The 21,901-nt window shown below is 68.3% G+C and carries 22 protein-coding genes; 8 read left to right on the forward strand and 14 right to left on the reverse strand.

Features of this window, described 5'->3' with window-relative positions; genetic code table 11:
* Nucleotides 1-21 precede the first annotated feature (21 nt).
* Nucleotides 22-738 (forward strand): NAD-dependent deacylase, encoded by a 717-nt coding sequence (locus ACZY1G_RS06115; RefSeq protein WP_463815505.1) that lies wholly within the window; start codon nucleotides 22-24, stop codon nucleotides 736-738.
* Here the strand turns inward: ACZY1G_RS06115 and ACZY1G_RS06120 are convergent.
* Nucleotides 735-1,382 carry a class I SAM-dependent methyltransferase gene (locus ACZY1G_RS06120; RefSeq protein WP_463815504.1) on the reverse strand — a complete coding sequence of 216 codons (648 nt, stop codon included), beginning with the start codon at nucleotides 1,380-1,382 and terminating at the stop codon, nucleotides 735-737. The genes ACZY1G_RS06115 and ACZY1G_RS06120 overlap by 4 nt on opposite strands.
* Before the next feature lie 129 nt (nucleotides 1,383-1,511).
* On the opposite strand from ACZY1G_RS06120, the gene ACZY1G_RS06125 reads away from it, so the two are divergent.
* A complete protein-coding gene (locus ACZY1G_RS06125; RefSeq protein WP_463815503.1) occupies nucleotides 1,512-1,643 on the forward strand; it encodes a hypothetical protein in 132 nt (43 codons plus the stop codon).
* A gap of 45 nt (nucleotides 1,644-1,688) precedes the next feature.
* Here the strand turns inward: ACZY1G_RS06125 and ACZY1G_RS06130 are convergent, their stop codons facing one another.
* From ACZY1G_RS06130 to ACZY1G_RS06140, 3 genes are read right to left on the reverse strand one after another with little or no spacing between them, the layout of a single operon-like run.
* Nucleotides 1,689-2,678, reverse strand: coding sequence for an NAD(P)H-dependent flavin oxidoreductase (locus ACZY1G_RS06130; protein ID WP_463821889.1), 990 nt, complete (start codon nucleotides 2,676-2,678; stop codon nucleotides 1,689-1,691).
* Between the two features lie 28 nt (nucleotides 2,679-2,706).
* Nucleotides 2,707-3,459, reverse strand: a complete 753-nt coding sequence (locus ACZY1G_RS06135) for a 3-hydroxyacyl-CoA dehydrogenase (protein WP_463821890.1) — start codon at nucleotides 3,457-3,459, stop codon at nucleotides 2,707-2,709.
* A 21-nt stretch (nucleotides 3,460-3,480) separates the two neighbouring features.
* On the reverse strand, nucleotides 3,481-4,566 hold the full coding sequence (locus ACZY1G_RS06140; RefSeq protein WP_463821891.1) for a CaiB/BaiF CoA transferase family protein: 1,086 nt from the start codon (nucleotides 4,564-4,566) through the stop codon (nucleotides 3,481-3,483).
* Nucleotides 4,567-4,653: 87 nt separating this feature from the next.
* Here ACZY1G_RS06140 and ACZY1G_RS06145 point away from each other — a divergent pair, with 87 nt between their 5' ends.
* Entirely contained in the window at nucleotides 4,654-5,463 is an 810-nt protein-coding gene (locus ACZY1G_RS06145) for an enoyl-CoA hydratase (RefSeq protein WP_463821892.1), read from the forward strand.
* A gap of 187 nt (nucleotides 5,464-5,650) precedes the next feature.
* The gene (gene tet(V), locus ACZY1G_RS06150) at nucleotides 5,651-6,907 is read left to right on the forward strand and encodes a tetracycline efflux MFS transporter Tet(V) (RefSeq protein WP_463822214.1); all 1,257 of its coding nucleotides are present in this window, start codon (nucleotides 5,651-5,653) and stop codon (nucleotides 6,905-6,907) included.
* Here tet(V) and ACZY1G_RS06155 read toward each other — a convergent pair.
* Genes ACZY1G_RS06155 through ACZY1G_RS06165 form a run of 3 tightly spaced genes read right to left on the reverse strand, consistent with a single transcriptional unit; the run spans nucleotide 6,904 to nucleotide 9,325 of the window.
* Nucleotides 6,904-7,620, reverse strand: coding sequence for a lysostaphin resistance A-like protein (locus tag ACZY1G_RS06155; protein WP_463815498.1), 717 nt, complete (start codon nucleotides 7,618-7,620; stop codon nucleotides 6,904-6,906). The two genes, tet(V) and ACZY1G_RS06155, sit on opposite strands and share 4 nt — an antisense overlap.
* Nucleotides 7,617-8,768, reverse strand: a complete 1,152-nt coding sequence (locus ACZY1G_RS06160; RefSeq protein ID WP_463815497.1) for an NAD(P)H-binding protein — start codon at nucleotides 8,766-8,768, stop codon at nucleotides 7,617-7,619. The genes ACZY1G_RS06155 and ACZY1G_RS06160 overlap by 4 nt, the downstream gene beginning before the upstream one ends.
* Before the next feature lie 29 nt (nucleotides 8,769-8,797).
* Nucleotides 8,798-9,325, reverse strand: a complete 528-nt coding sequence (locus ACZY1G_RS06165; protein ID WP_463815496.1) for a gamma carbonic anhydrase family protein — start codon at nucleotides 9,323-9,325, stop codon at nucleotides 8,798-8,800.
* 63 nt (nucleotides 9,326-9,388) lie between these two features.
* Between ACZY1G_RS06165 and ACZY1G_RS06170 the strand changes: the two genes are divergently transcribed.
* Together ACZY1G_RS06170 and ACZY1G_RS06175 are read left to right on the forward strand one after the other, a co-directional pair.
* Nucleotides 9,389-10,294, forward strand: coding sequence for an SDR family NAD(P)-dependent oxidoreductase (locus tag ACZY1G_RS06170; protein ID WP_463822215.1), 906 nt, complete (start codon nucleotides 9,389-9,391; stop codon nucleotides 10,292-10,294).
* Nucleotides 10,295-10,418: 124 nt separating this feature from the next.
* Nucleotides 10,419-11,156, forward strand: coding sequence for a fasciclin domain-containing protein (locus ACZY1G_RS06175; RefSeq protein ID WP_463821893.1), 738 nt, complete (start codon nucleotides 10,419-10,421; stop codon nucleotides 11,154-11,156).
* 54 nt (nucleotides 11,157-11,210) lie between these two features.
* Here the strand turns inward: ACZY1G_RS06175 and ACZY1G_RS06180 are convergent, their stop codons facing one another.
* From ACZY1G_RS06180 to ACZY1G_RS06195, 4 genes are read right to left on the reverse strand one after another with little or no spacing between them, the layout of a single operon-like run.
* Nucleotides 11,211-12,353, reverse strand: a complete 1,143-nt coding sequence (locus tag ACZY1G_RS06180) for an acyl-CoA dehydrogenase family protein (protein WP_463815493.1) — start codon at nucleotides 12,351-12,353, stop codon at nucleotides 11,211-11,213.
* 11 nt (nucleotides 12,354-12,364) lie between these two features.
* A complete protein-coding gene (locus ACZY1G_RS06185) occupies nucleotides 12,365-13,165 on the reverse strand; it encodes a crotonase/enoyl-CoA hydratase family protein (protein ID WP_463821894.1) in 801 nt (266 codons plus the stop codon).
* Nucleotides 13,162-14,307 carry a thiolase family protein gene (locus ACZY1G_RS06190; RefSeq protein ID WP_463815490.1) on the reverse strand — a complete coding sequence of 382 codons (1,146 nt, stop codon included), beginning with the start codon at nucleotides 14,305-14,307 and terminating at the stop codon, nucleotides 13,162-13,164. The genes ACZY1G_RS06185 and ACZY1G_RS06190 overlap by 4 nt, the downstream gene beginning before the upstream one ends.
* 58 nt (nucleotides 14,308-14,365) lie before the next feature.
* Nucleotides 14,366-15,679, reverse strand: coding sequence for an acetyl-CoA hydrolase/transferase family protein (locus ACZY1G_RS06195; RefSeq protein WP_463821895.1), 1,314 nt, complete (start codon nucleotides 15,677-15,679; stop codon nucleotides 14,366-14,368).
* A gap of 146 nt (nucleotides 15,680-15,825) precedes the next feature.
* Here ACZY1G_RS06195 and ACZY1G_RS06200 point away from each other — a divergent pair, with 146 nt between their 5' ends.
* Nucleotides 15,826-16,611, forward strand: coding sequence for a FadR/GntR family transcriptional regulator (locus tag ACZY1G_RS06200; protein WP_463821896.1), 786 nt, complete (start codon nucleotides 15,826-15,828; stop codon nucleotides 16,609-16,611).
* A gap of 15 nt (nucleotides 16,612-16,626) precedes the next feature.
* Here ACZY1G_RS06200 and ACZY1G_RS06205 read toward each other — a convergent pair whose 3' ends face one another.
* Both ACZY1G_RS06205 and ACZY1G_RS06210 read right to left on the reverse strand, forming a co-directional pair.
* On the reverse strand, nucleotides 16,627-18,369 hold the full coding sequence (locus tag ACZY1G_RS06205) for a DUF3556 domain-containing protein (protein ID WP_463821897.1): 1,743 nt from the start codon (nucleotides 18,367-18,369) through the stop codon (nucleotides 16,627-16,629).
* 124 nt (nucleotides 18,370-18,493) lie between these two features.
* A complete protein-coding gene (locus tag ACZY1G_RS06210; RefSeq protein WP_463815486.1) occupies nucleotides 18,494-19,924 on the reverse strand; it encodes a carotenoid oxygenase family protein in 1,431 nt (476 codons plus the stop codon).
* A gap of 63 nt (nucleotides 19,925-19,987) precedes the next feature.
* On the opposite strand from ACZY1G_RS06210, the gene ACZY1G_RS06215 reads away from it, so the two are divergent.
* The gene (locus tag ACZY1G_RS06215; protein WP_463821898.1) at nucleotides 19,988-20,680 is read left to right on the forward strand and encodes a TetR-like C-terminal domain-containing protein; all 693 of its coding nucleotides are present in this window, start codon (nucleotides 19,988-19,990) and stop codon (nucleotides 20,678-20,680) included.
* Here ACZY1G_RS06215 and ACZY1G_RS06220 read toward each other — a convergent pair.
* Nucleotides 20,647-21,888, reverse strand: coding sequence for a WS/DGAT domain-containing protein (locus ACZY1G_RS06220; RefSeq protein WP_463821899.1), 1,242 nt, complete (start codon nucleotides 21,886-21,888; stop codon nucleotides 20,647-20,649). The two genes, ACZY1G_RS06215 and ACZY1G_RS06220, sit on opposite strands and share 34 nt — an antisense overlap.
* Nucleotides 21,889-21,901: the final 13 nt, after the last annotated feature.

Below are 21,901 nucleotides of genomic sequence, written 5' to 3' on the forward strand. Positions count from 1 at the left end.
CACAGCGACTAGTTTGGTGGAGTGCAGGTGACGGTCTTCAGCGGCGCCGGGATCTCGGCCGAAAGCGGTGTGCCGACGTTCCGGGACGTCGAGACCGGCCTGTGGGCCCACGTCGATCCCTACGAGATCTCGAGCTCGGACGGCTGGCGGGCGCATCCCGATCGGGTGTGGGCCTGGTATCTGTGGCGCCACCACATGATGGCGACCGTCGCACCCAACGACGCGCACCGCGCCGTCGCCGCCTGGCAGGACTACGCCGACGTGCGTGTCGTCACCCAGAACGTCGACGATCTGCACGAGCGGGCCGGCAGCACGAAGGTGTACCACGTCCACGGCAGCCTCTTCGAATTCCATTGCGACAGTTGCGGAACCGCATACAACGACGCGGTGCCCGACATGCCCGAGCCGGTCGAGTCCGTCGACCCGCCGCGGTGCGCGGTCTGCGGCGGGCTGATCCGGCCGAACGTGGTGTGGTTCGGCGAGGCGCTGCCCGACCGGGCTTGGCAGCAGTCGGTCGACGCGGTGGTCGGCGCCGACGTCGTCGTGGTGGTCGGAACATCGTCGGTGGTCTATCCCGCGGCCGGGCTCCCCGAGATGGCGGTGGCCAGCGGCACCCCGGTGATCGAGGTCAACCCGGAGCCGACGCCGCTGTCGCGCAGCGCGACGGTGTCACTGCGCGAGAAGGCGGGCACCGCACTGCCCGGGCTGCTGCAGCGGCTGCCCGCGCTGATCGGCTAGAGACTCGCTGACGACGCGGGTTTGACGGCCCGGCCGATCGCGAACTCGGCGACCGGGAGCGGCACCCAGCGGGGCATCGTCCACTCCCGGCGTGCCCCTTCCAGACGGAAGCCCGCCCCGGCGATGGTCTCTTCGGTGTGGCGATGGGTGTGGCAGTTGCCCGCCAGCCGCGGCCAGATCGTCGCGTCCGCGACCTTCTGCAAACCGGCCCTGGCTCCGGAACCGGCGACATGCTCCAGGTAGCGCATCTCGCCCCCCGGCTTCAGGAGGGAGAACAGATGGGTGACGACCTCACCGGGATGCTCGACCGAGCACAGCACCAGCGAGCACACCACCGCGTCGAACTGCCCGCCGGCCTGGAATCCCTCGACGGTGTCGGCGGTCAGCGTGACGGGCACCGGCGCCAGTGCCGCCGCGTGCTCTGCGATGACGGCGAGCCTGCGCTCGGGTTCGACAGCGACGACCTCGGTGACCGTGGCCGGATAGAACGCGAAGTTGGTTCCGGTGCCTGCGCCCACCTCGAGCACGCGGCCCGCGAGGCCGGCCAGGTTCTCCCGGCGCAACCGCCGCACCGATTCCGGTTCGCGGGCCGACATCGCGGTCCACATGCGCGCGAAGAACGGGTTGTCGACAGTGGTGGCCATCCGAGAGCTCCTCACAAACGACCGTCAGAGGTCCGGTATACAGCTGAACCTACCCGCGGGTAAGAATTGCCACAGTTTTCCGAGTCTGGACTCAAAGTTTCCTTAGACCCCGAGGTTACTGTTCAGTACATGTGGATCGACGACACCAATGCTGATGTCATCAAGGTTGATTTCGACGCCCTCTACCACGGCGATGTTCTCGTCGAGGGATTGACGTCGGAGCAGCTCGACGACGAGCAGTTCCTCCCCTTCGCAGTGTGACAAGAGAGCGCGCGCCCATGACGGACGCGCGCTCTTCCCGCTGTTCTAGACCGCTGAGGTCTGCGCGACCATCCCGGCCAACCGGCCGCGGATCAAGTCTTCCGCCTCGGCCACGATGCGCGACACCAAGTCGCCCACCGTCGGGATGTCATTGATCAGGCCCATGGCCGTACCGACAGTCCAGATCCCGGCGTCGACATCTCCGTCGTCGAACACCTTCCGGCCCCGCGACCCGGCCACCAGATCCTTCACGTCGTCGAATTGACCGCCGCCCTTGAGGATCTCCACGACCTCCCGCGACACCGCATTCGATGCCACCCGCGCCGTGTTGTGCAGTGTCCGGAAGATCAGCTCTGTGCCCCGCTCGTCCCCGGCAACGATCGCGTCCTTGACGTTGTCGTGGATGCACGACTCCTGGGTGCACATGAACCGCGATCCCATGTTGATGCCGTCTGCGCCCAGTGCCAGCGCGGCCACCAGTCCGCGGGCGTCCGCGAACCCGCCGGAGGCGATCATCGGTATCTCGATCTTGTCCGCGGCCGCCGGGATCAGCACCAAGCCCGGGATGTCGTCCTCCCCGGGATGACCCGCACATTCGAACCCGTCGATGCTGATGCCGTCGACGCCCAGGCTCTGCGCCTTGACGGCATGCCGCACCGAGGTGCACTTGTGCAGCACCTTGATGCCGTTGTCGTGGAACATCGGCAGGTGCGGCGCCGGGTTGGAGCCCGCCGTCTCGACGACCTTGATGCCAGCGTCGACGATGACCTGGCGGTACTCGTCATACGGCGGCGGGTTGATCGTCGGCAGGATCGTCAGGTTCACGCCGAACGGTTTGTCGGTCAGGTCCCGCGTCTTGGCGATCTCGTTGGCCAGGTCAGCAGGCGTCGGCTGCGTCAGCGCCGTCAGGAACCCCAGCCCGCCCGCATTGGCAACGGCCGCAACGAGTTCCGCGCGACCCACCCACTGCATACCGCCCTGGGCGATCGGATGCTCGACACCGAAGGTCTCGGTGAACTTCGTGCGGATGCTCACCTCTGCCCTCGGCTCTTCGCGCAAGCGCTCATCGCGGGGCCATCCGGATCGCGCCGTCGAGACGGATCGTCTCTCCGTTGAGCATCGGGTTCTCGACGATGTGCGTGGCCAGGGCGCCGTACTCGTCGGGGTCACCGAGACGCGCCGGGTGGGGCACCTGCTTGCCCAGCGAGGCCTGCGCCTCCTCGGGCAGCGAGCCCAGCAGCGGAGTCTTGAACAGGCCCGGCGCGATGGTGACGACGCGGATCAGATCGCGGGAGAGGTCACGCGCGATCGGCAGCGTCATGCCGACAACGCCGCCCTTGGACGCGGAGTAGGCGGCCTGCCCGATCTGGCCGTCGAACGCTGCCACCGACGCGGTGTTGATGATGACGCCACGCTCCCCGTCGATCGGCTCGGTCTTCGCAATGCGTTCAGCCGCAAGGCGAATCACGTTGAAGGTGCCGATCAGGTTGACCTCGACCACCTTGCGGAAGCCGTCGAGCGGGAAAGGCCCCTCCTTGCCGAGGGTCTTGATCGCGTTGCCGATGCCCGCGCAGTTGACGTCGATGCGGACCGGGCCCATCTCTTCGGCCGCGTCCAGCGCTGCGCTGACCTGCTCGGGATCGGTGACGTTGGCCTCGACGAACTTGGCGCGCGGCCCCAGCTCGGCGACCGCCTCGGCACCCTTGAGGTCGATCACCACGACGGATGCACCACGGTCCAGCAGGCGCTTCGTGGTCGCCAGACCGAGACCGGATGCACCTCCGGTGACGAGCGCGACAGCGTCCTTGATCTCCATTGATCGATTCCTTTCTGTTGGCTAAACCCAGTCCTGCAGAACAGCTTCGGTGTCGGCACCCGGCACGCCCGGCGCCTCCGGGGAATCCGGCACGCTGCGGGAGAACCGCGGGGCCGGCGCGGGGTAGAGGTTCCCGTTCTCCTGGTAGAAGGTTCCGCGCTCGGTGTTGTGCGGTTCGGATTCGACCTCGGCGAACGACAGCACCGGCGTGACGCAGGCATCGGTGCCGGCGAACGTCTTCGCCCAGTGGTCGCGATCGTGCGCGCCGAACGCCTCGGTCAGCCGCGCCCGCAGTTCGGGCCACCGGCTCACGTCGTTCTGGTCGGGCAGATCGGCCGCGTCGAGCCCCAGGCCCTTGAGCATCTCGGCGTAGAACTGCGGCTCGATCGCTCCGACGGCGACGTAGCGGCCGTCGGCGCAGGTGTAGGTGTCGTAGTAGGGCGCACCGGTGTCGAGCATGTTGGTGCCGCGCTCGTCGCTCCACATGCCGGTGCCGCGGAACGCCCACATCATCGCCATCAGCACGCTGGAGCCGTCGACCATGGCGGCGTCGACGACCTGACCCTTGCCCGAGGTCTGCCGCTCCCACAGCGCTGCGAGGACCCCGACCAGCAGGAACATCGATCCGCCGCCGAAGTCGCCGGCGAGGTTCAGCGGCGGCACCGGGCGCTCACCGGCGCGGCCGATCGCGTGCAGCGTGCCGTTGAGCGAGATGTAGTTGATGTCGTGGCCGGCTTGCTGCGCCCGGGGTCCGTCCTGGCCCCAGCCGGTCATCCGCGCGTAGATGAGGCGTTCGTTGACCTTGGCGCAGTCCTCAGGGCCCAGGCCGAGCCGTTCGGTGACCCCGGGGCGGAACCCCTCGATCAGCACGTCGGCCTTGGCGATCAGGCTCAGTACCTTCTCGACGTCGGCCGGGTCTTTGAGGTTGGCACCGATCGATCGCCGGTTGCGCAGCAGGTAGTCCCCGCTGGGTGCGCCGCCGCCCTTACCGGGACGTTCCACGCGCACGACGTCGGCGCCCAAGTCGCCGAGGATCATCGCCGCATGGGGGCCAGGGCCGATGCCTGCCAACTCCACCACGCGTAGTCCCTGCAGAGGTCCAGCCATCTCCAACCGCCCTTCGTCTCGGTCGCTCGGTCGAGCCCGACATAGCTTACTTGTATAACCTTCTCGGCCGACCTAGGGTGCCTGACTATGGCGACGACGCAGGACTACGTGGATATCGACGACCTCCGGGTGAGCCGTGATGCGGGCGTGCTGACCGTGACACTGCACCGGCCGGACAGCCTGAACTCGCTGACCGCCCCGATGCTGACCACGCTGGCCGACACCCTCGAACGCGCCGCCGGCGACCCCGAGGTGCGGGTGGTGCGCATCGAAGGCGCCGGGCGTGGCTTCTCGTCAGGCGCGGGCATCAGCGAGTCCGACCATGCCAACCCCGGCGCGGCGGGTACACCGGCCGAGGTGCTGGATGCCGCCAACCGGTGCATCCGCGCGATCGTGGCGCTGCCGCAGCCGGCGGTCGCCGCGGTGCAGGGCGCCGCGGCGGGTGTCGGGGCGTCCCTGGCGTTGGCCTGTGACGTCGTATTGGCTTCGGAGAAAGCATTTTTCATGCTCGCCTTCACCAAGATCGGGCTGATGCCCGACGGCGGGGCGTCGGCGTTGATCGCCGCGGCGATCGGGCGAATCCGTGCGATGCGAATGGCGCTGCTCGCCGAGCGCATTCCCGCGGCCGAGGCTTTCGACTGGGGGCTCGTGAGCGCGGTGTACCCGGCCGATGACTTCGCCGCGGAGGTCGACGCGGTGATCGCGCGGCTGGCCCGCGGCCCCGCCGTCGCTCAGCGCAAGACCAAGGACGCGGTCAACGCGGCGACGCTGGCCGAGCTCGAAGGTGCGCTGGAGCGCGAGAAGGAGGGTCAGCTGATCCTGCTCGAGGCCGGCGATTTCCGCGAGGGCGCACGCGCCTTCCAACAGCGCCGAGAGCCCACCTTCACCGACTCCTGACCCCCACACCCTTCCGCCCAAACCGACGTTTGGGCGGAAAAGTGCGAGTACCGGGCGCCATTTCGTCGATCTCGGCACGCCCGGGCAGGAGTGCCGACGCCCGCTCGGCACCCCGGCAGCACTCGAAAATCGTTCGACGCGACCACTACTCGTCAGCCACCATCGATCGGTGAGCACAGACTTCGAGATCGAGACGCCGGCGGCAGATGCCCGCTGGCGCGTGCTCGCGCCTTTCCAGTTTCGCGAGTACCGCCTCCTCATCGCCGCGGTATCGCTGTCGATCTTCGCCGAAGGCATGTGGGCGGTGGTGATGACGTTGCAGGTGATCGCCATCGACAACGACCCCACCTCGCTGTCGCTGGTCGCGACGTGCCTGGGCCTGGGTCTCGTCGCGTTCGTACTCGTCGGCGGCCTGGCCGCAGACCGACTCCCCCAGCGGGCGATCATCATCGTCGTCGAAATCGTCAACACCGCAGTGGTTTCCACCGTCGCGGTGCTCGGCTTCGCCGGCACGCTACGGATCTGGCATCTCGCGGTCGCGGCCGGCGCGCTGGGGGTGGCGGCCGCGTTCTTCTTCCCCGCCTACTCCGCTCTGCTACCGCGCATCCTGCCGGCCGAACAGCTGCTGGCCGCCAACGGCGTCGAGGGGATCGTCCGGCCGGTGTTCCAGCGCGCGGCAGGACCCGCGGTGGCCGGCATGCTCATCGGCGCGACGTTCCCCGCTGCGGGCGCACTCGTGGTGGCAGTCCTGTTCGGCGTCGGCCTCGCGCTGCTCATCGCCACCCGGCCGGCCACCACACCCGCTCTCGCACAACCACAGTCACGGTTGCTGCGCGATCTGCGCGACGGCGTCGGATTCGTCTGGCGCACACCGTGGCTGCTGTGGACACTGCTGTTCGCCAGCATGTTCGTGCTGGTGGTGCTCGGCCCCATCGAGGTCCTGCTGCCGTTCATCGTGGCCGAGCGGTTCGCCGATGGTGAGCAGACCTACGGGCTGGTCCTGGCGTTCTTCGGTCTGGGTAGCGCGCTGGGCGCACTGGCGGTGTCGTCACGACAGCTTCCCCGCCGGTACCTGACCGTGATGATGACGATGTGGGGGTTGGGCTCGATCCCGCTCGTGATCGTCGGCGTCACGTCGTCGTTCCCGGCGATGGCGGCGGCGACGTTCGTCATCGGCGTCACCGACGGCGCAGGCATGGTCATCTGGGGCACGCTCCTGCAGCGGCGGGTGCCGCCAGCGATGCTGGGCCGGGTGTCGAGCCTGGACTTCTTTGTCTCACTCGCCTTCATGCCGGTGTCGTTCGCGATCATCGGCCCGCTGTCGAAAGTGGTCTCGATGCAGACCATCTTCCTCGTCGCGGGTCTGATGCCGGTCCTGCTGGCGGCCACAGCGATGGCCGCGGCCCGAATGCGGCGCGACGAGCTCGCGCACCCGCTGCGTTAGACCCCGAACAGCGGGGGCAGCGCGAGGACCATGACCAGACCCCAGAAGAAGTGCGTCAGCATCGAGGCGAGCACTCCCCCGGTGGCGCGGCGTTCGAGCGCGCACACGGTGCCGAGGACGATCGCCGCGAAGCCCAGCATCGGGTTGCCGGTCGTGGCCGCGGTCGCGATGACGTACAGCACGGTCGATACCAGCACCGGCTTGTACTTCCACAATGCGGTGTAGAGCGCGCCGCGGAAGAACATCTCCTCGGCCAAGCCGTTGATCACCGTGATGAACGCGATCACCCACAGCGGCGCCGTGTTGACGTACTCGAGCACGCTGGTGATGTAGTCGCGCACCGGGGGGATCTGGCGCGCCACCAACGCACCCACGACGAAGATCGCGCCCAAGCCGAGCCCGACAGCGGTACCGGTGATGACCGGGCGTTGGTTGCGCCCGCGGAAGCTGACGTGCCCCCAGTGCAGCGGGCCGGACAGGAACGCCCCGATCGCCCAGACCGCGGCCAGCGCCAGCGTGAGCCAGACGAACGAGCTGTCGCCGGGTGGACGGCTGAGCGAGTAGCCGAGCAGCGCCGCACCGATCAGTAGGAAGACCCCGACGACGAACTTGCGGCGGGTGACCATCGACGGCGGTTCGTTGAATGCCGGCGCCTTGGCGCGAGCGATCTGTTTGATCTCGCCGGACAGCGGCGTGTGGTCGTCAGCGTTCACGCAATACTCCCCTTGGGCACCAGTCCGATCACGTGGTCCAGACCGGTACGAACGGCAGCGGCGACGGGCTTGGGCACCAGACCGAGCAGCCCGAGAACCGGCTGGACGGCGGTGGGCGTGACGGCGCAGGCGAGTTGACGCAGCCGCAGCGCATCGCCACCCGCCCAGTCGGGATCGGTGTCGGCGAGGTGGTGCGGGTCGGCGAGCTTGTCGACCGGCCGGCGTCGCGGGCTGGTGATGGCTGCGCGCATCGCGTCCTCGATGCCGGTGAGGCCGCCCGGCGGATCGGGCACCAACCCGGCGAGTCCGTCCTGGGTGGCCATCATCGGGAAGTCCAGCGATTCGATGAGGTCGCCCGCCAAGCCGCCGGGCACCGGGAGGATGACGCCGCTGACCGCGGACACCAGTCCGGTGTCGATGCCGTAGACCGGAACCGGGGTCCGCCAGATTCCGGCGATGCGCGCATAGGTGCGCAGCAGATCCCCGTAGGTGGTGGTCTCAGGGCCGCGGATGTCGTAGGAGCCTGCCGGCACCTTCTCGTCCGCGGCGGCGACGAGGTAGTGCAGCACGTCGCGAATCGAGATCGGGTCGATCGGGTTGGCCGACCATGCCGGCATGGGCAGGAGCAGGAATCGGTCGGCGACGTAGCGCATCATCTCGAACGACGTCGACCCGGCGCCCAGCACGATCGCCGCGCCGAGCCAGACGACGTCGGGGCCCCCGTCGACGTGGAGGGCGTGGGCGACTTCGGCGCGGCTCGCCAGGTGTTCCGAGAGCGGTCCGCCGTCGGCGGCCTGCGGCACGAACCCGCCGAGGTAGACGATGCGGCGCACCCCTGCCGCCTTGGCCGCCTCGGCGACATTGGCGGCTGCCTGGTTGTCGGCCTCCCGGAATCCGGGCTGGCCGATGCCGTGCACCAGGTAGTAGACGACGTCGATCGGCCCGGCGTCGTCGAAGGCCCGGCGCGCGGAGTCGGCGTCACCTGCGTCCAGCTCGACCGCCGAAACCCGGTCGTGCCAACCGAATTCGCGCAGCCTCTCCGGGTTGCGGCTGACGGCGACGACGTCGTTGCCGTCGGCCAGCAGTGCCGCGACGAGGCGAGAGCCGATGTAGCCGCTCGCGCCGGTGACCAGAGTCCGATTACCCACGACTGGCCTGTACCCCAACCATCGGTATGTCAGACGTTGCCTGTGTCACGGTGCAATTTGACCAGCTCCTGGTACAGCAGCGCGTTGGTCCGGATGCCCTCTTTCTCGGCGTCGCCGAGCTCGCGGCGCACCTTCGCGGGCACCCCGGCGACCATGGTTCCGGGCGGGATGTCGGCACCCTGGGACACCACGGCCCCAGCCGCGATCAGACATCCGGCGCCGATGGTGGCCCCGTTGAGGACCACTGCTCCCATCCCGATCAGCGTGTCGTCGCCGACGGTGCAGCCGTGCAGCACCGCGTTGTGCCCGACGGTCACGCCCGCACCGATGCGCGCGGGGAAGCCCGGGTCGACGTGGACCGTCACGTTGTCCTGGATGTTGCTGCCCGGCCCGATCTCGATGTCCTCCGTCTCGGCGCGCAACGTGGCGCCGTACCAGACGCTGGCTCCCTCGGCCAGGATGATCCGGCCGACGAGGGTGGAGTTCGGGGCGGCCCAACTCTGCGGGTGCAGCTGCGGTGCGTGCCCAAGAACGGGAAGGATCAGTGGCTCCGGCATGGCGCCATCGTAGGGTCGGCTACCACTTCCCCAGCGGGCGCGTGCGATCCTCTCGTCGTGACAGTGACGTCGACCCCCACCGCTCAGCAGATCGTCGAAGGCGTCGATCTGACCGGCAAGACCGTCGTGATCACGGGCGCGACGTCGGGACTGGGCCGGGAGTCGGCCCGATGCGTGGCGATCACTGGCGCCCGGGTGGTCTTGACGGGCCGGGACACGTCAGCGCTCGCCGATACGGACGCATGGATTCACGAGCAGGTGCCGCAGGCGCTGACGGCGACGGTGCATCTGGACCTCGCGTCGCTCACATCGGTGAGTGCGGCCGCGGCGCAGATCAGCGACCTCACCCCCGCCGTGCATGTCCTGATGAACAACGCCGGGGTCATGTTCACCCCGTTCGAGCGGACCGTCGACGGTTTCGAGATGCAGTTCGGCACCAACCACCTCGGTCACTTCGAGCTGACCCGCTCGCTGCTGCCCGCCCTGGTCGCCGCCGACGGCGCTCGCGTGGTGAACCTGTCGTCGGAGGGTCACCGGATCGGCGACGTCGACCTCGACGACTCCAACTGGGAGCGCCGTGATTACGACAAGTTCGCCGCATACGGCGCGTCGAAAACCGCCAACGTGCTGCACGCGGTCGAACTGGATCGGCGGCTGCGCGACAGCGGCGTGCGGGCCTACGCGGTGCATCCCGGCATCGTCGCGACGTCGCTGGCCCGGCACATGCACGAGCAGGATTTCGCCGCGCTGAACCTACGGGGGCGCACCAATCGGCAGTTCACGACGCCCGAGTACGGCGCCGCCACGCAGGTGTGGGCTGCGGTCAGCGACGACGTCACCGAGCTGGGTGGTGTCTACCTGTCCGACTGCGCGGTCGCCGAGGCTGCGCCCTACGCCACCGACGAGGCCCGCGCCCTGACGCTGTGGCATCTCTCCGAAGACCTCTGCACGGCCGCCGTCGGCGCTTGATAACCGCAGGTCAGCAACTCTTCTGTAACGCTTCGTAGCGCAACCGCGACACATTCTCGACTTGGTCGTGACCCGAGCGTGCGCTTAGCATGCCAAGCGACCTGACGAGCATGAGGAGCAGAACGTGAAGACCCGCCCCAGCAAGGCCATCGGCATCGCTGCGAGTGCCGCCGCGATCGCCCTGTCGGTTCCGCTGGCCGTGAACGCATCCGCGCAGCCGACCACGACGACGGTGACGGCCGAGATCCCCGACCCGCAGGGCAAGTGCGATCCGTTCAAGCAAGCGGTGCCGAACTGGAAGAGCCTGGCCAATCTGCCCGTCAGCAAGGTGCTGGCCAGCATCCCGGACATCAGCTCGTTCAACGCGGCGGTGTCCGGCCAGCTCAACCCGGCCGTCAACATCGACCCGGTGCTCGACAACGGCCCGTTCGTGGTGTTCGCGCCCACCAACGAGGCGTTCGCCGAGCTGCCGCCTGAGCAGCAGGAGATGCTGCGTACCGATCCTGCCGCGCTGACCAGCCTGCTGTACTACCACGTGTTCCTCGGACTGCTGGGCCCCGATGACGTGAAGGGTCAGCGGCCCACCCAGGAGGGCACCGAGATCGAGGTCACCGGCTCCGGTGACGACCTCAAGGTCAACGAGACCACCAAGGTGGTGTGCGGTGGCATCCAGGCCCAAAACGCGCGCATCTACCTGGTCGATCACGTGCTGAACCCGGCGGACGCACCGGCCCCGACCACGCCGACGAGCACATCGTCGACGTCGGAGGCGGCGACCCCGTCGGCCACGCCGACGACGACGGCCGCGGCGCCGCTGCCGGCCGAGACCACCACTCCGGCCGCCGAAGCCCCGATCGGTTAGTGATTTCGGCGTGGTTGTCGTCGCCTAGCGACGACAACCACGCCGAAGTTCCGTCTAGAGGCCGAGGTCGCGGCCGATGATCTCCTTCATGATCTCGGTCGTACCACCGAAGATCGTCATGATGCGGCCGTCGACGTAGTCACGGCAGACGCGGTACTCCATCATCCAGCCGTAGCCACCGTGCAGCTGCACGCACTGGTCGACCACCTTCTTGGCGACCTCGGTCGCCCACCACTTGGCCTTGGCCGCTTCGACCGCGGTCAGTTCGCCGTCGACGATGGCCTGCAGACACCGGTCCACGTACTGTTCGGTCACGTCGAGCTCGGTGTCCATCTCCGCGAGCAGGAACCGGTTGTGCTGGAAGCTGCCGATCGGCTGTCCGAAGGCCTTGCGGTCCTTGACGTATTGCAGTGTCTGACGCCAGGTTTCGCGCGCGCCGGCGATCGCGGAGATCGCGATCGACAGCCGCTCTGACGGCAGGTTCTGCATCAGGTGGTAGAAGCCGCGTCCCTCCTTGCCCAGCACGTTGGCGTTCGGCACTCGGACGTTCTCGAAGTGCAGTTCGGCCGTGTCCTGAGCATGCATGCCCATCTTGTCGAGCTTGCGGCCGCGGCTGAAGCCCTCCATGCCACGCTCGACGACCAGCAGCGAGAAACCTTTGTGGCCGGCTTCGGGATCGGTGCGGGCGACGACGACGACGAGGTCGCTGTTGATGCCCGACGAGATGAAGGTCTTGGACCCGTTGAGAATCCAGTCGTCCCCATCACGCACGGCCGATGTGCGGATGCCCGCGAGGTCGCTGCCCGCGCCCGGCTCGGTCATCGCGACCGCGATGATGGTCTCGCCGCTGGCGATCCCCGGCAGCCACCGCTCCTTCTGCTCGTCGGTGGTCAGATCCTTGAAGTAGGGCGCGACGACGTCGTTGTGCAGGCTCAGCCCGGGTCCGGGCACACCGGCCTTGGCGATCTCCTCGTCGATGATCGCGTTGAACCTGAAGTCGTCGGTGCCGCCACCGCCGTACTCCTCGGGCATGTTGAACCCGATCAGGCCGTGCTTGCCCGCCGCGACGTAGGCCGACCGGTCGACGATGCGATCGGCCTCCCACTTCTCGGCGTTGGGTACCAGTTCACTGTCGATGTATCCGCGCACGGTGTCGCGGAACGCCTCGTGCTCGGCTTCGTAGATGGTGCGCTTCATGATCGATTCCCTTACTTGGCTTTCCAGACAGGTTGACGTTTCTGAGCGAACGCGAGTGGGCCTTCCGCGGCATCCTCCGAGCTGAAGACCATGACGGCTTCGCGCATCGTGCGGGTCCATCCGGCTTCCTCGTCGACGACGACCCCGTCGTCGATACCGCGAGCGACCCGCTTGCTGGCCTGAACGGCCAACGGGGCGTTGACGGTGATGCGTTCGGCCAGCGCGAGCGCGGCGTTCAGCACGGTCCCGTCGGGCACGACCTCGTTGACCAGCCCCCAGCGTTGCGCGTCCGCCGCGCTGATGGGCTCGCCGGTGAGCATCATGTGCATCGCGACCTTGCGCGGAATCTGCTCGACGATCCGGAACACGCCGCCCGCGCCGGCGATCAGGCCCCGCTTCACCTCGGGCAGACCGAATGCGGCGCTTTCCTGGGCGACCACCAGATCACTGGCCAACGCCAGTTCGGTGCCGCCGCCCAGGGCGGTGCCGTTGACCGCGGCGATGGTCGGCTTGTCGATGGCATGGCGGACGTAGCCGGCGAAACCCCACTTGGGCTTGTCGGGGTGCCCGATGTTCTCGCCGCGCGAGAGCGCTTTGAGATCGGCTCCGGCACAGAAGGATTTGTCGCCCGACCCGGTGAGCACCACCACCCACACGTCCGGGTCGTTCTGCGCCTCCTCCAGCGCGTCACCGAGGGCGATCGACACGGCCGCATTGATGGCGTTGCGGGCCTCGGGCCGGTTGATCGTGATGACCATGACGTTGCCACGGCGCTCGACGAGCGCGCCGGGCTGGGGCTGATCATCGCTCACAGCAGTTCCAGGATGGTGGCGTTGGCCTGGCCGCCACCCTCGCACATGGTCTGCAGTCCGTACTGAATTCCGTTGTCGCGCATGTGGTACAGCAGCGTGGTCATGATGCGGGCGCCCGAGCCGCCGAGCGGGTGACCGAGGGCGATCGCCCCGCCGTTGGGGTTGAGCCGCTTCTCGTCGGCACCGATGTCCTTGAGCCACGCCATCGGCACCGGAGCGAACGCCTCGTTGACCTCGAAGGCACCGATCTGATCGATCGTCAGGCCAGACCGCTTGAGCGCCTTCTGCGTGGCCGGGATCGGCGCGGTCAACATGATCACCGGGTCGGCTCCCGCGAGCACAGCGGTGTGCACCTTCGCCAGCGGTTTGAGACCGAGCTCCTTGGCCTTTTCAGCCGACATGAACAGCAGTGCGGCCGAGCCGTCGGAGATCTGAGAGCTGTTGCCGGCGTGGATCACTCCGTCTTCACTGAACGCGGGCTTGAGCTGCCCCATTTTCTCCAGGGTCGTGCCGCGCCGGATGCCCTCATCCTTGAGAACCGGGTTACCGTCCTGGTCTTTGATCGCCACGATCTGGTCGTCGAACGCGCCGGAATCCTGTGCCGCAGCGGCTTTTTCGTGCGAGTCAAGAGAGTATTGGTCGAGATCGGTGCGGCTGAAGCCCCACTGCTCGGCGATCATCTCGGCGCCGATGCCTTGGTTCGGCGTCTTGCTGTAGCGGTCCTTGAATCCGGCGGGGTAGGGGTTGCCGCCGCCGGCGAGCGACGAGCCCATCGGGGTCCGCGACATCGACTCGACGCCACCGGCGACGACGACGTCGTAATGGCCGGCGACCACACCGGCCGCGGCGAAGTGCACCGACTGCTGGCTCGATCCGCACTGCCGGTCCACGGTCACGCCGGGCACCGACTCCGGCCAGCCGGCCGTCAGCAGCGCGGTGCGTGCGATGTCGAGCGCCTGCTCACCAGCCTGCATGACGCAACCCCAGATGACGTCGTCGACCAGCGCCGGGTCGACCCCGGCCCGCTCGACGAGACCGTTGAGCACCTGCGCGGACAGCTCGGCCGGATGCACTCCGGAGAGGCCTCCGTTGCGCTTACCGACTGGTGAACGCACTGCCTCGACGATGACGGCTTCAGGCATGGAAGACACTCCTTCATTGGATGGGTGCCTCGAAGTTAAACGAACAAGGTTTACTAGGTCAACTTGCTAATTGGCGGCGTGCGGCGCGGTCCGCCGCGTCGATCAACTCGTCCCGGAACAGTGGGTGCGCGATCGCGGCCAGCGCGTGCCCGCGCTCCCGCACGGAGAGCCCTTCGAGCTCCGCGGCGCCGTATTCGGTGACGATGACGTCGACGTGGTGGCGGGGGGTGGTGATGACCGCGCCGGACGCGAACTGCCCGACGATGCGCGAGTGCGGGACGCCGTCGCGTTCGAACGTCGAGGGCAGGCAGATCAGCGACCGGTCGGACAGCTCGAGACCGACGCCGGCCACGAAGTCCTCGGCCCCTCCGATGCCGCTGAACTGCTCGTCGCCGATGGTGTCGGCCACCACCTGACCGTGCACGTCGACCGCCAGCGCGCCGTTGATCGAGATCATGTCGGTGTTGGCCGCGATCACCTCGGGCGCATTGACCACCTCGACAGGCAGGAACGCAACCTCGGCGTTGCCGTCCAGCCAGGCGTAGAGGTCCGCCGACCCGAGGGCGAACGTCGTGACGCTGACGCCGTCGTACTGGCCTTTGTGCGCGTTGGTGACCTTGCCTGCCTGATGCAGACGCATGCAGCCGTCGGTGAACATCTCGCTGTGCAGGCCGAAGTCGCCGACGTCGCCATCGGCGAGCAGCGTCGCGATCTGGCTCGGGATCGCGCCGATCCCGGTCTGCAGTGTGGCCCCGGACCCGATGAACTCCACCGCATGCCGGGCGATCGCCACATCGGTGTCGGTGGTCGCAGCGGTGGGCAGCGCGAGCGGCGGCTCGGTCGAGGGGATCAGCACGTCGATCTCGTCGACGTGCAGCGCGTGCCGGTACCGCTCGCCCCATCCACCCGTGCGTGGGAACGCCTCGGAGGCTTCGACGATCAGCAGCCGGTCCGGATCGGCTCCGGCCCGATGCAGTTCGGCGACGGTGGCACCCGCGTGCAGCGACAGCGAGCACCAGCCGTCGGCGTCGGGCGGTGTCGCGACCGTGGCCATCACGCGGGGTCGCTGCCGTTCCAGCAGCGGTCCGAAGCGGCGGAAGTCGGCGGGCATGAAGTCGACGTCGGCGCCGGATTCGCGCAGCGCGCGCTCGAGCGGGCCGTAGAACCCCGACAGGTACCGGACCCCCGGACGGGAGAACAGCTCGGTGCCCACCGCCAGCAGCGCGCCGTACACCCGCAGGTCCGTCCAGTCGGTGCGCGCACCGAGGGCCCGCAGGAACGTCGGCGGCTGTCCCGGGCCCAGCGGAACACCCAGCGTGTCGACGGGACGCAGCCGCTCCGCGGCTCGCTCGGCCGTCAGTTCTTCCGGCATGCCGATACCCTGCCATGCAGGTCACCGCGCCCAGCGGTCAAACGCCGAACGATTCCGAGCCCGGTTCGGTGCTCCCGACATGGTTTACTGAGTTGCACAGCTCACCGCGACCCGTGGTGGCCCGACCCAGTTGACGTGGAGACATCGTGACGCGCAGTACCCGCTTGGCGCCGATGATCGACGCTGCCGGTTCGCGGGCGGGTGTGCGCTCACCGAAGACCGCCGAACTGGTCGCGGGCACGCTGCGTCGCATGGTCGTCGAGGGTCAGCTGATCGACGGCGACTTCCTGCCCAACGAAGCCGAGCTGATGGCCCACTTCGGCGTCAGCCGGCCGACACTGCGCGAAGCCGTCCGGGTGCTGGAATCCGAGCGGCTGGTCGAGGTGCGGCGAGGATCGCGCACCGGGGCACGCGTGCGGGTACCGGGTCCCGAAGTGGTGGCCCGCCCGGCCGGGCTGCTGCTCGAACTCTCCGGCGCCACGATCGCCGATCTCTTGACGGCGAAAGCCGGCATCGAACCGCTCGCGGCGCGCCTGCTCGCCGAGTCCGGCTCGGAAGAGGCTTTCGCCGAACTCGACACGCTGCTCGAAGATCTGGTGGCCCAGGGCTGCGACTCCGACCGGCTGGCCGAGAACACCGGCACCTTCCATCTCCGCGTGGTGCAGTTGTCGGGCAACGAGACGCTGTCGATCGTTGCCGGCATGTTGCACGAGATCACGGTGCGGCACACGGCATTCGTCTTCAACGAGCGAAGGCCCGTGTCGAAAGCCGACTACGACAAGCTGATTCGCTCCTACCGCAAGCTGATGGCCTACCTGCGAGCCGGTGACGCCGCCGGCGCCGAGCAGCACTGGCGTAAGCACCTCGACGTGTCGCGTGAGCTGCTGCTCACCGGCCTGGAGAGTGTGCCGATCCGCGACGTGATGGGCTGACTGACCCCGTCTGGCTCAGGTCGTCTCTATCGTGTCCTTGCGCCACGTCACGTGCACCGGCACGGTGTCGTCCCACGGCTGCCTGGTCACCATGTCGGCGACCAGGATGAAGCCCCGCTCGAACTCCCCCGTCGCCGCGTCAACCAGACGGTACTGCTGGCGTTGCCGGTGAATTGGTTGCGCGTCGAGCAGCAGCACCCGCACCTCCCCCGGCTCGAAATGACAGCGCTTCTGCAGCGCGGCGATCAGCTGCTCGTTGTGCATGTGACCGTCGCCGAAGTTCCATCCGATCGCGGTGCTGCAGATCCGTTCACCGTCGGTGAGGACGTAGTCGGCTTCGTCGTAGCCGGCCATCAGCCGATGCGCGAGCGTGAACATCGCCCGGCCGTGAGTGTTGAACGAGCGGAAGGCATACCCCATGTACTGGTACATCTCGGCGGTCTCGCGGCTGCCGTAGAACTTCTCCATCTGCGCGGCGGGCATGCTCGCGATCGCGACGATGCCGGCGGCGATCTTGGCGTCAGCCGAGGGCTTGATGCACCACAGCGACGTGTCCCAGTTGCCCGCGTAGTAGCGCATGCCGGGCAGGAAGGACACCTTGCGCGGGAACAGGTTTCCGATCGCGACGGTGCCCGCGGACACCGCGAACAGCACCAGCGGCCACGGGCTGCCCAGATCGCCCAGCCCGATGCCCGCGTTGCCGACGAACAGCGCCAGCACGGAGAACATCATGAAGACGTTCCATTCCAGCGGTACGCCCATCGGGATCGCCGACAGGATGCCGAAGTGGAAGCACAACATCACGAACGCCGCGATCGCGGTGGGCCAGCCGCCGTGGGAGAAGAACAGCACCAGCGGGATGAGCATCTCGATCGCCGTCGAGATGTGGGCGAGCCAGCGCGACGCGGGGCCCGGTCGCAGATCGTCGGGGAAGTGCTCGAAGAACTTGCGTTTGATCCAGCGCGGGCGGATCACCGGGTTGTTGCTCATCATCGTCGAGATGACAAACGGGAAGTGCTTGTTCAGCTTCGAGGTCGCCGCGCCCATCCAGATGACCAGGCACACCAGCTTGGCCGCGATCACGATGTCGGCGCCGCTGAACAGGAAGCAGACCGCCAGCGCGCCGTAGACCTCGCCGCGCGCGGCCAGGAAGAGCACCTTGTCGCGCAGCCCGGCGAGTGCGAGCAACACCAGGATCGTGGCGGTCTGCCAGACAGGCAGCACGCCGATCTGCGAGCCGAGCTCAGGGATGGGGCCGGTGCCGTCGGAGAAAATCGCCACCAGGAGCATCACCAGAAGGGCGCCGTAGAGGACGACGTCGACGGGCGTGCGGGCGTCACCCTTGGTCAGCGGGACCCGGTTCGGCCACGGGGGTAGCCGAATGGTGCTGGGCCGCAACCAGTACAGGACCGAACCCATCGGCGGGAAGAACCGGTTGTTGAGCGGTCCGAAGCCGCAGCCGAGCCCGACGATCTCGAACAGCATCGTGTAGAAGACGACCTTCTGGTACACGATCGGCTCGTGGTACCAGGCCGCGACTCCTGTGAAGCCGTCGATGCCCGTGGTGGTCAGGACCACCAGCCACGCGACCACGGCGTAGAGCAGGATCTTGACGACGTAGAACAGGTGCATCACCACTGGTGTGCCGAAGCCCACCTCGGCCCAGTGTCTGGCCATCGGGACGATCCGCTCCGCGCGGGTTCCCTTGCTCCATTCGGCGTAGTCGACGACGGGCGCGTCTTGCTTGAGAAACCCCATGGCTCCAAAGACTAGAACGTGTTCCAGTTCTGGCGAACGCGAACAGACACAAAATCGCGAGGAATCGCGGCGAAACGCCGGAGTTCGCGTCTGCTCGCCGGAAGAAGGTGACCCCAGGCCCGGGTCAGGCGGGCACCCAGTTGCCGTGGAACCCGGCGGGCACCCGGTGCGGCAACTTGATCGCGGCCACGTCGTCGAGGGTCTGCGCATCCAGGATCTTCAGCTCGCTGGAGTCGGTGGCCCGGTCGTACACGTACCCCATCAGCACGCCGTCGTCCTCGTCGGCGTCCGCGGTACTGGGCTCGAACACGAACTCGCCGACGGACTTACCCGACCCGAACGAGCGGGCGGCCGAATTGTCGCCCACCAGATCGTGTTTGAACAGCGTCTCGTCCCCACCGGCCGTGAACCCGGGCGCATAGCCGTAGCGGTGCCGCTTGCCGACGAGCCGCTCGTCGACGCGGGGGAACTCCTGCGGGCGGTCGTCGATACGCGACTCGCGGACCTTGCCGTCGGCCAGGTCGACGGTCCACCGCTCGAGCGTCGGGGGGCCCTCGCCGGGGCCCAGGTGGTCGGTGTCGAACATCGTGGGGTGGCGGACGACGTCGAGCACGACGGTGTCGCCGGAGTCGTAGGCGTTCATCGGGTGGAACACGTAGCAGGGCTCGACGTCGAACCACCGAACGTCGGCGTTACCGCCCTCGCGCGGCATCACGCCGACGCGCGCGGGGTAGTTCGGATTCCACGAGTACGGGAAGCGGCGGTCGGCCGACGGTGCGGCCGGCATGCGTGCCGCGATCGGATCGGGGATGCGGACGCGCCCGATCAACGCCGAGAGCATCAGCCGGGCGGGTAGCCGCAGCGCCCGCGGCACCGTCATCTCCACGGCCTGCTCCACGTCGAAGGTGACGGGCAGGTCGTAGAACACGACATACCGCTCGGTCAGCGAGAAGTCGTGCATCATCGGGCTTCCCGTGACGTCGATGTCGACGGTGCGACGAGCCCGGCCGTCGGCTCCGATCACCGAGTACTGCACGGTGTTCTTCTGCGCCAGGCGGTAGGACACAGCATGCAGCTCGCCGGTGGCCGGGTCACGCTTGGGGTGCGCGGTGTAACCGCCGCGCACCGTGCCGTCGAAGTCGCAGACCCCGACGGTGTCCAGCTCATCGGTGAGTTCATAGGCAGGCACGCCCGCCTCGATCAGCGCCAGCGTCTTGCCGGCGTGGCCGATCACGTTGGTGTTCGCGCCGATGGGCGACACCGCGGCCCGGACGTCGGGCGCCGGTTCGCCCAGCGCCCGCGCCGTGCCGGGGCCGCGGACCCAGCGGTTGCGGTACCACTCGGCGCGCCCATCGCGCAGCCGGATGCCGTGCACCATCCCGTCGCCGACGAACCAGTGGTACAGCAACGGGTCGATCTCCCCGATCGGGTTGGGCCCGTTGCGCAGGTAGCGACCGTCGAGATGGTCGGGGATCGATCCGGTCACCTCCAGATCGGTGAGCGTGACTTCCTCCGAGAGTGGCGCATAGACGCCCTCGAGATAGCGATTGGCCATGACGCCTCCTATAACAGCGTTATCGTGCACCCTGTATAACACCGTTATGGCAGGATGGCAACCATGAGTGGGATGCCGGAAGCCGTGATCGACGCAGGCGTGCGTCTGCTCGAGCGCGACGGCGTGGCCGCACTGCGGGCGCGCGCCGTGGCCGCCGAGGCGGGCACGTCGACGATGGCGGTGTACACCCACTTCGGCGGCATGACGGGTCTCCTCGATGCGATCGCGCGCGAGGTCTTCGACCGGTTCACGGCCGCGCTCACCGAAATGCCGCCGACCGAAGACCCGGTGGCCGACTTCCTGGCGATGGGTCTGGCCTACCACCGGTTCGCGATGGCCAATCCCCAGCGCTACCAACTGATGTTCGGCACCTCGGCCCCCGCGTCGATAGCAGCACACCGGGTCGATCTGACGTCGACCGCCAACGCCACCGACCGCAGGGAATGGGCGGCGTCCTTCGGCGCCCTGCGCCAGGCCGTGCACCGCATGAGGGCCGCCGGCCGTATCCGTGCCGACGACGAGCTCGCGGCGGCGGCTCGGCTGTGGAGTGTCGTCCACGGCGTCGTGATGCTCGAGACCGCCGGGTTCTTCGGCCACGACGGGCACGGCCTGACCCGCATCCTCGGGCCACTCATCATCGACGCGCTGGTCGGCATGGGCGACGACCGCGATGCGGCCCAAGACTCGCTGCGCTCGGTCATCGCGCGGACGGAGTCCGCCGATCAGCCGAGTTCTCGGGCCAGCAGCTCCACGTAAGCGTCGATGTCGCCGATCGCCGATTCGGCGGCGTGCACGCTGATCGCGACGGTGTCGCCGATGCCGTGCACCCCGTGGGTGACACCCATCATCGGCGACAACGCAGGGAAGCCGGCGGTGAGCACGACGGGCGCGCCGCCGAAGGACAGGTCCGCGCGCCCCCTGTTCACGCTGGAGACGACGGTGTTGCCGCTGACCGTCGACCCGCGCTGGTTCGGATCGAATTGGCCCATCCCCCAACGCAACAGCGCGGCCGGAACCGCGGCGAACACCGCGTCCTGCGCGGCATTCGCCGGGTGCGACACCCGACGGCGGCGCCGGTGCAGGTCCCGCTCGATCGCCTCCGCCCGGCGCTCGGGCGCCAGGTGTGGGTAGAGCCCGATGCCGACGTTGCCGAAGTGGTTGTTGGCGCGGCGCGCACCGGGTTTCGCCACTGGGATCTCCGCGCCGAGCTGTGCCGGGTCGTCGCCGCGCGCGCGCAGATGAGCAGCCAGTGCCGCCGAAATCGCCGTCAGCGCAGTGATGGTGACCGTCGGGCCGGCCAGCTGATCACGGCGTCGGACGACGGTGCGGACATGCACCGCGCCGGCCGGCCGGGTGTTGCTGCTCAGCACCGGGCACGGAACAGGCGGCGCCGGAACCAGTCCTGCGTCGGTGTCTCGGACCAGCCGGCGGTGCGCCCGGGCGGCGGCCACCGAACGCGGCACGAAGCCGTGGGTCGGCAGTGGTCGCACCGCCTCCACAGCGCCGGCGCGCCCGAACAGCCGGGCCCCCAGTGCTGAGGCCCGCGAGCCGTCGGCCAGCGCGTGCGAGATCTGAAGCACCGCAACTGAACCCACCTCAGTACCGGGAAGCTCGCTGACGTCGGGGAAGACGTGGAGGCGCCACGGATGGACATGGGAGTCGACCTGCTCGCCGGCCAGGGTGGTCACCGTGGCGAGCACGCGTGCCCACGTGGCCGCCTCGTGCACGACGAACTGCCGAGCCTCGACGTCGCTGCGCTCCCACACCGGATAGCGCCACGGGCCGCGGTCACGGACTCGGACCGTGAGCTCGGTACAGCGCGCGGCCTCCCCGCGTACGGCGGTGAGCGCGACGGCGGGATCGACCGGTGCCCCGAATCCGTAGAGAAGGAACTGGTCGTTCGGGGTCGCCGCCGACAGCAGGAGCATCTGCGCATCGACCGCGGTGAGTCGGCGCGCCGTCATGGTGCCAAGGTTA

It is taken from the genome of Mycobacterium sp. IDUB_5, from assembly GCF_055419565.1.

Excerpts from the sequence above, each read along its gene's own strand:
- ACZY1G_RS06165 (WP_463815496.1), bottom strand. The coding sequence starts at position 9,325 with ATGCCGGAGCCACTGATCCTTCCCGTTCTTGGGCACGCACCGCAGCTG.
- ACZY1G_RS06140 (WP_463821891.1), bottom strand. The coding sequence starts at position 4,566 with ATGGCTGGACCTCTGCAGGGACTACGCGTGGTGGAGTTGGCAGGCATC.
- ACZY1G_RS06195 (WP_463821895.1), bottom strand. The coding sequence starts at position 15,679 with ATGCCGGAAGAACTGACGGCCGAGCGAGCCGCGGAGCGGCTGCGTCCC.
- ACZY1G_RS06215 (WP_463821898.1), top strand. The coding sequence starts at position 19,988 with ATGAGTGGGATGCCGGAAGCCGTGATCGACGCAGGCGTGCGTCTGCTC.
- ACZY1G_RS06135 (WP_463821890.1), bottom strand. The coding sequence starts at position 3,459 with ATGGAGATCAAGGACGCTGTCGCGCTCGTCACCGGAGGTGCATCCGGT.
- ACZY1G_RS06125 (WP_463815503.1), top strand. The coding sequence starts at position 1,512 with ATGTGGATCGACGACACCAATGCTGATGTCATCAAGGTTGATTTCGAC.
- ACZY1G_RS06120 (WP_463815504.1), bottom strand. The coding sequence starts at position 1,382 with ATGGCCACCACTGTCGACAACCCGTTCTTCGCGCGCATGTGGACCGCG.
- ACZY1G_RS06220 (WP_463821899.1), bottom strand. The coding sequence starts at position 21,888 with ATGACGGCGCGCCGACTCACCGCGGTCGATGCGCAGATGCTCCTGCTG.
- ACZY1G_RS06210 (WP_463815486.1), bottom strand. The coding sequence starts at position 19,924 with ATGGCCAATCGCTATCTCGAGGGCGTCTATGCGCCACTCTCGGAGGAA.
- ACZY1G_RS06190 (WP_463815490.1), bottom strand. The coding sequence starts at position 14,307 with ATGCCTGAAGCCGTCATCGTCGAGGCAGTGCGTTCACCAGTCGGTAAG.
- ACZY1G_RS06180 (WP_463815493.1), bottom strand. The coding sequence starts at position 12,353 with ATGAAGCGCACCATCTACGAAGCCGAGCACGAGGCGTTCCGCGACACC.
- ACZY1G_RS06205 (WP_463821897.1), bottom strand. The coding sequence starts at position 18,369 with ATGGGGTTTCTCAAGCAAGACGCGCCCGTCGTCGACTACGCCGAATGG.
- ACZY1G_RS06145 (WP_463821892.1), top strand. The coding sequence starts at position 4,654 with ATGGCGACGACGCAGGACTACGTGGATATCGACGACCTCCGGGTGAGC.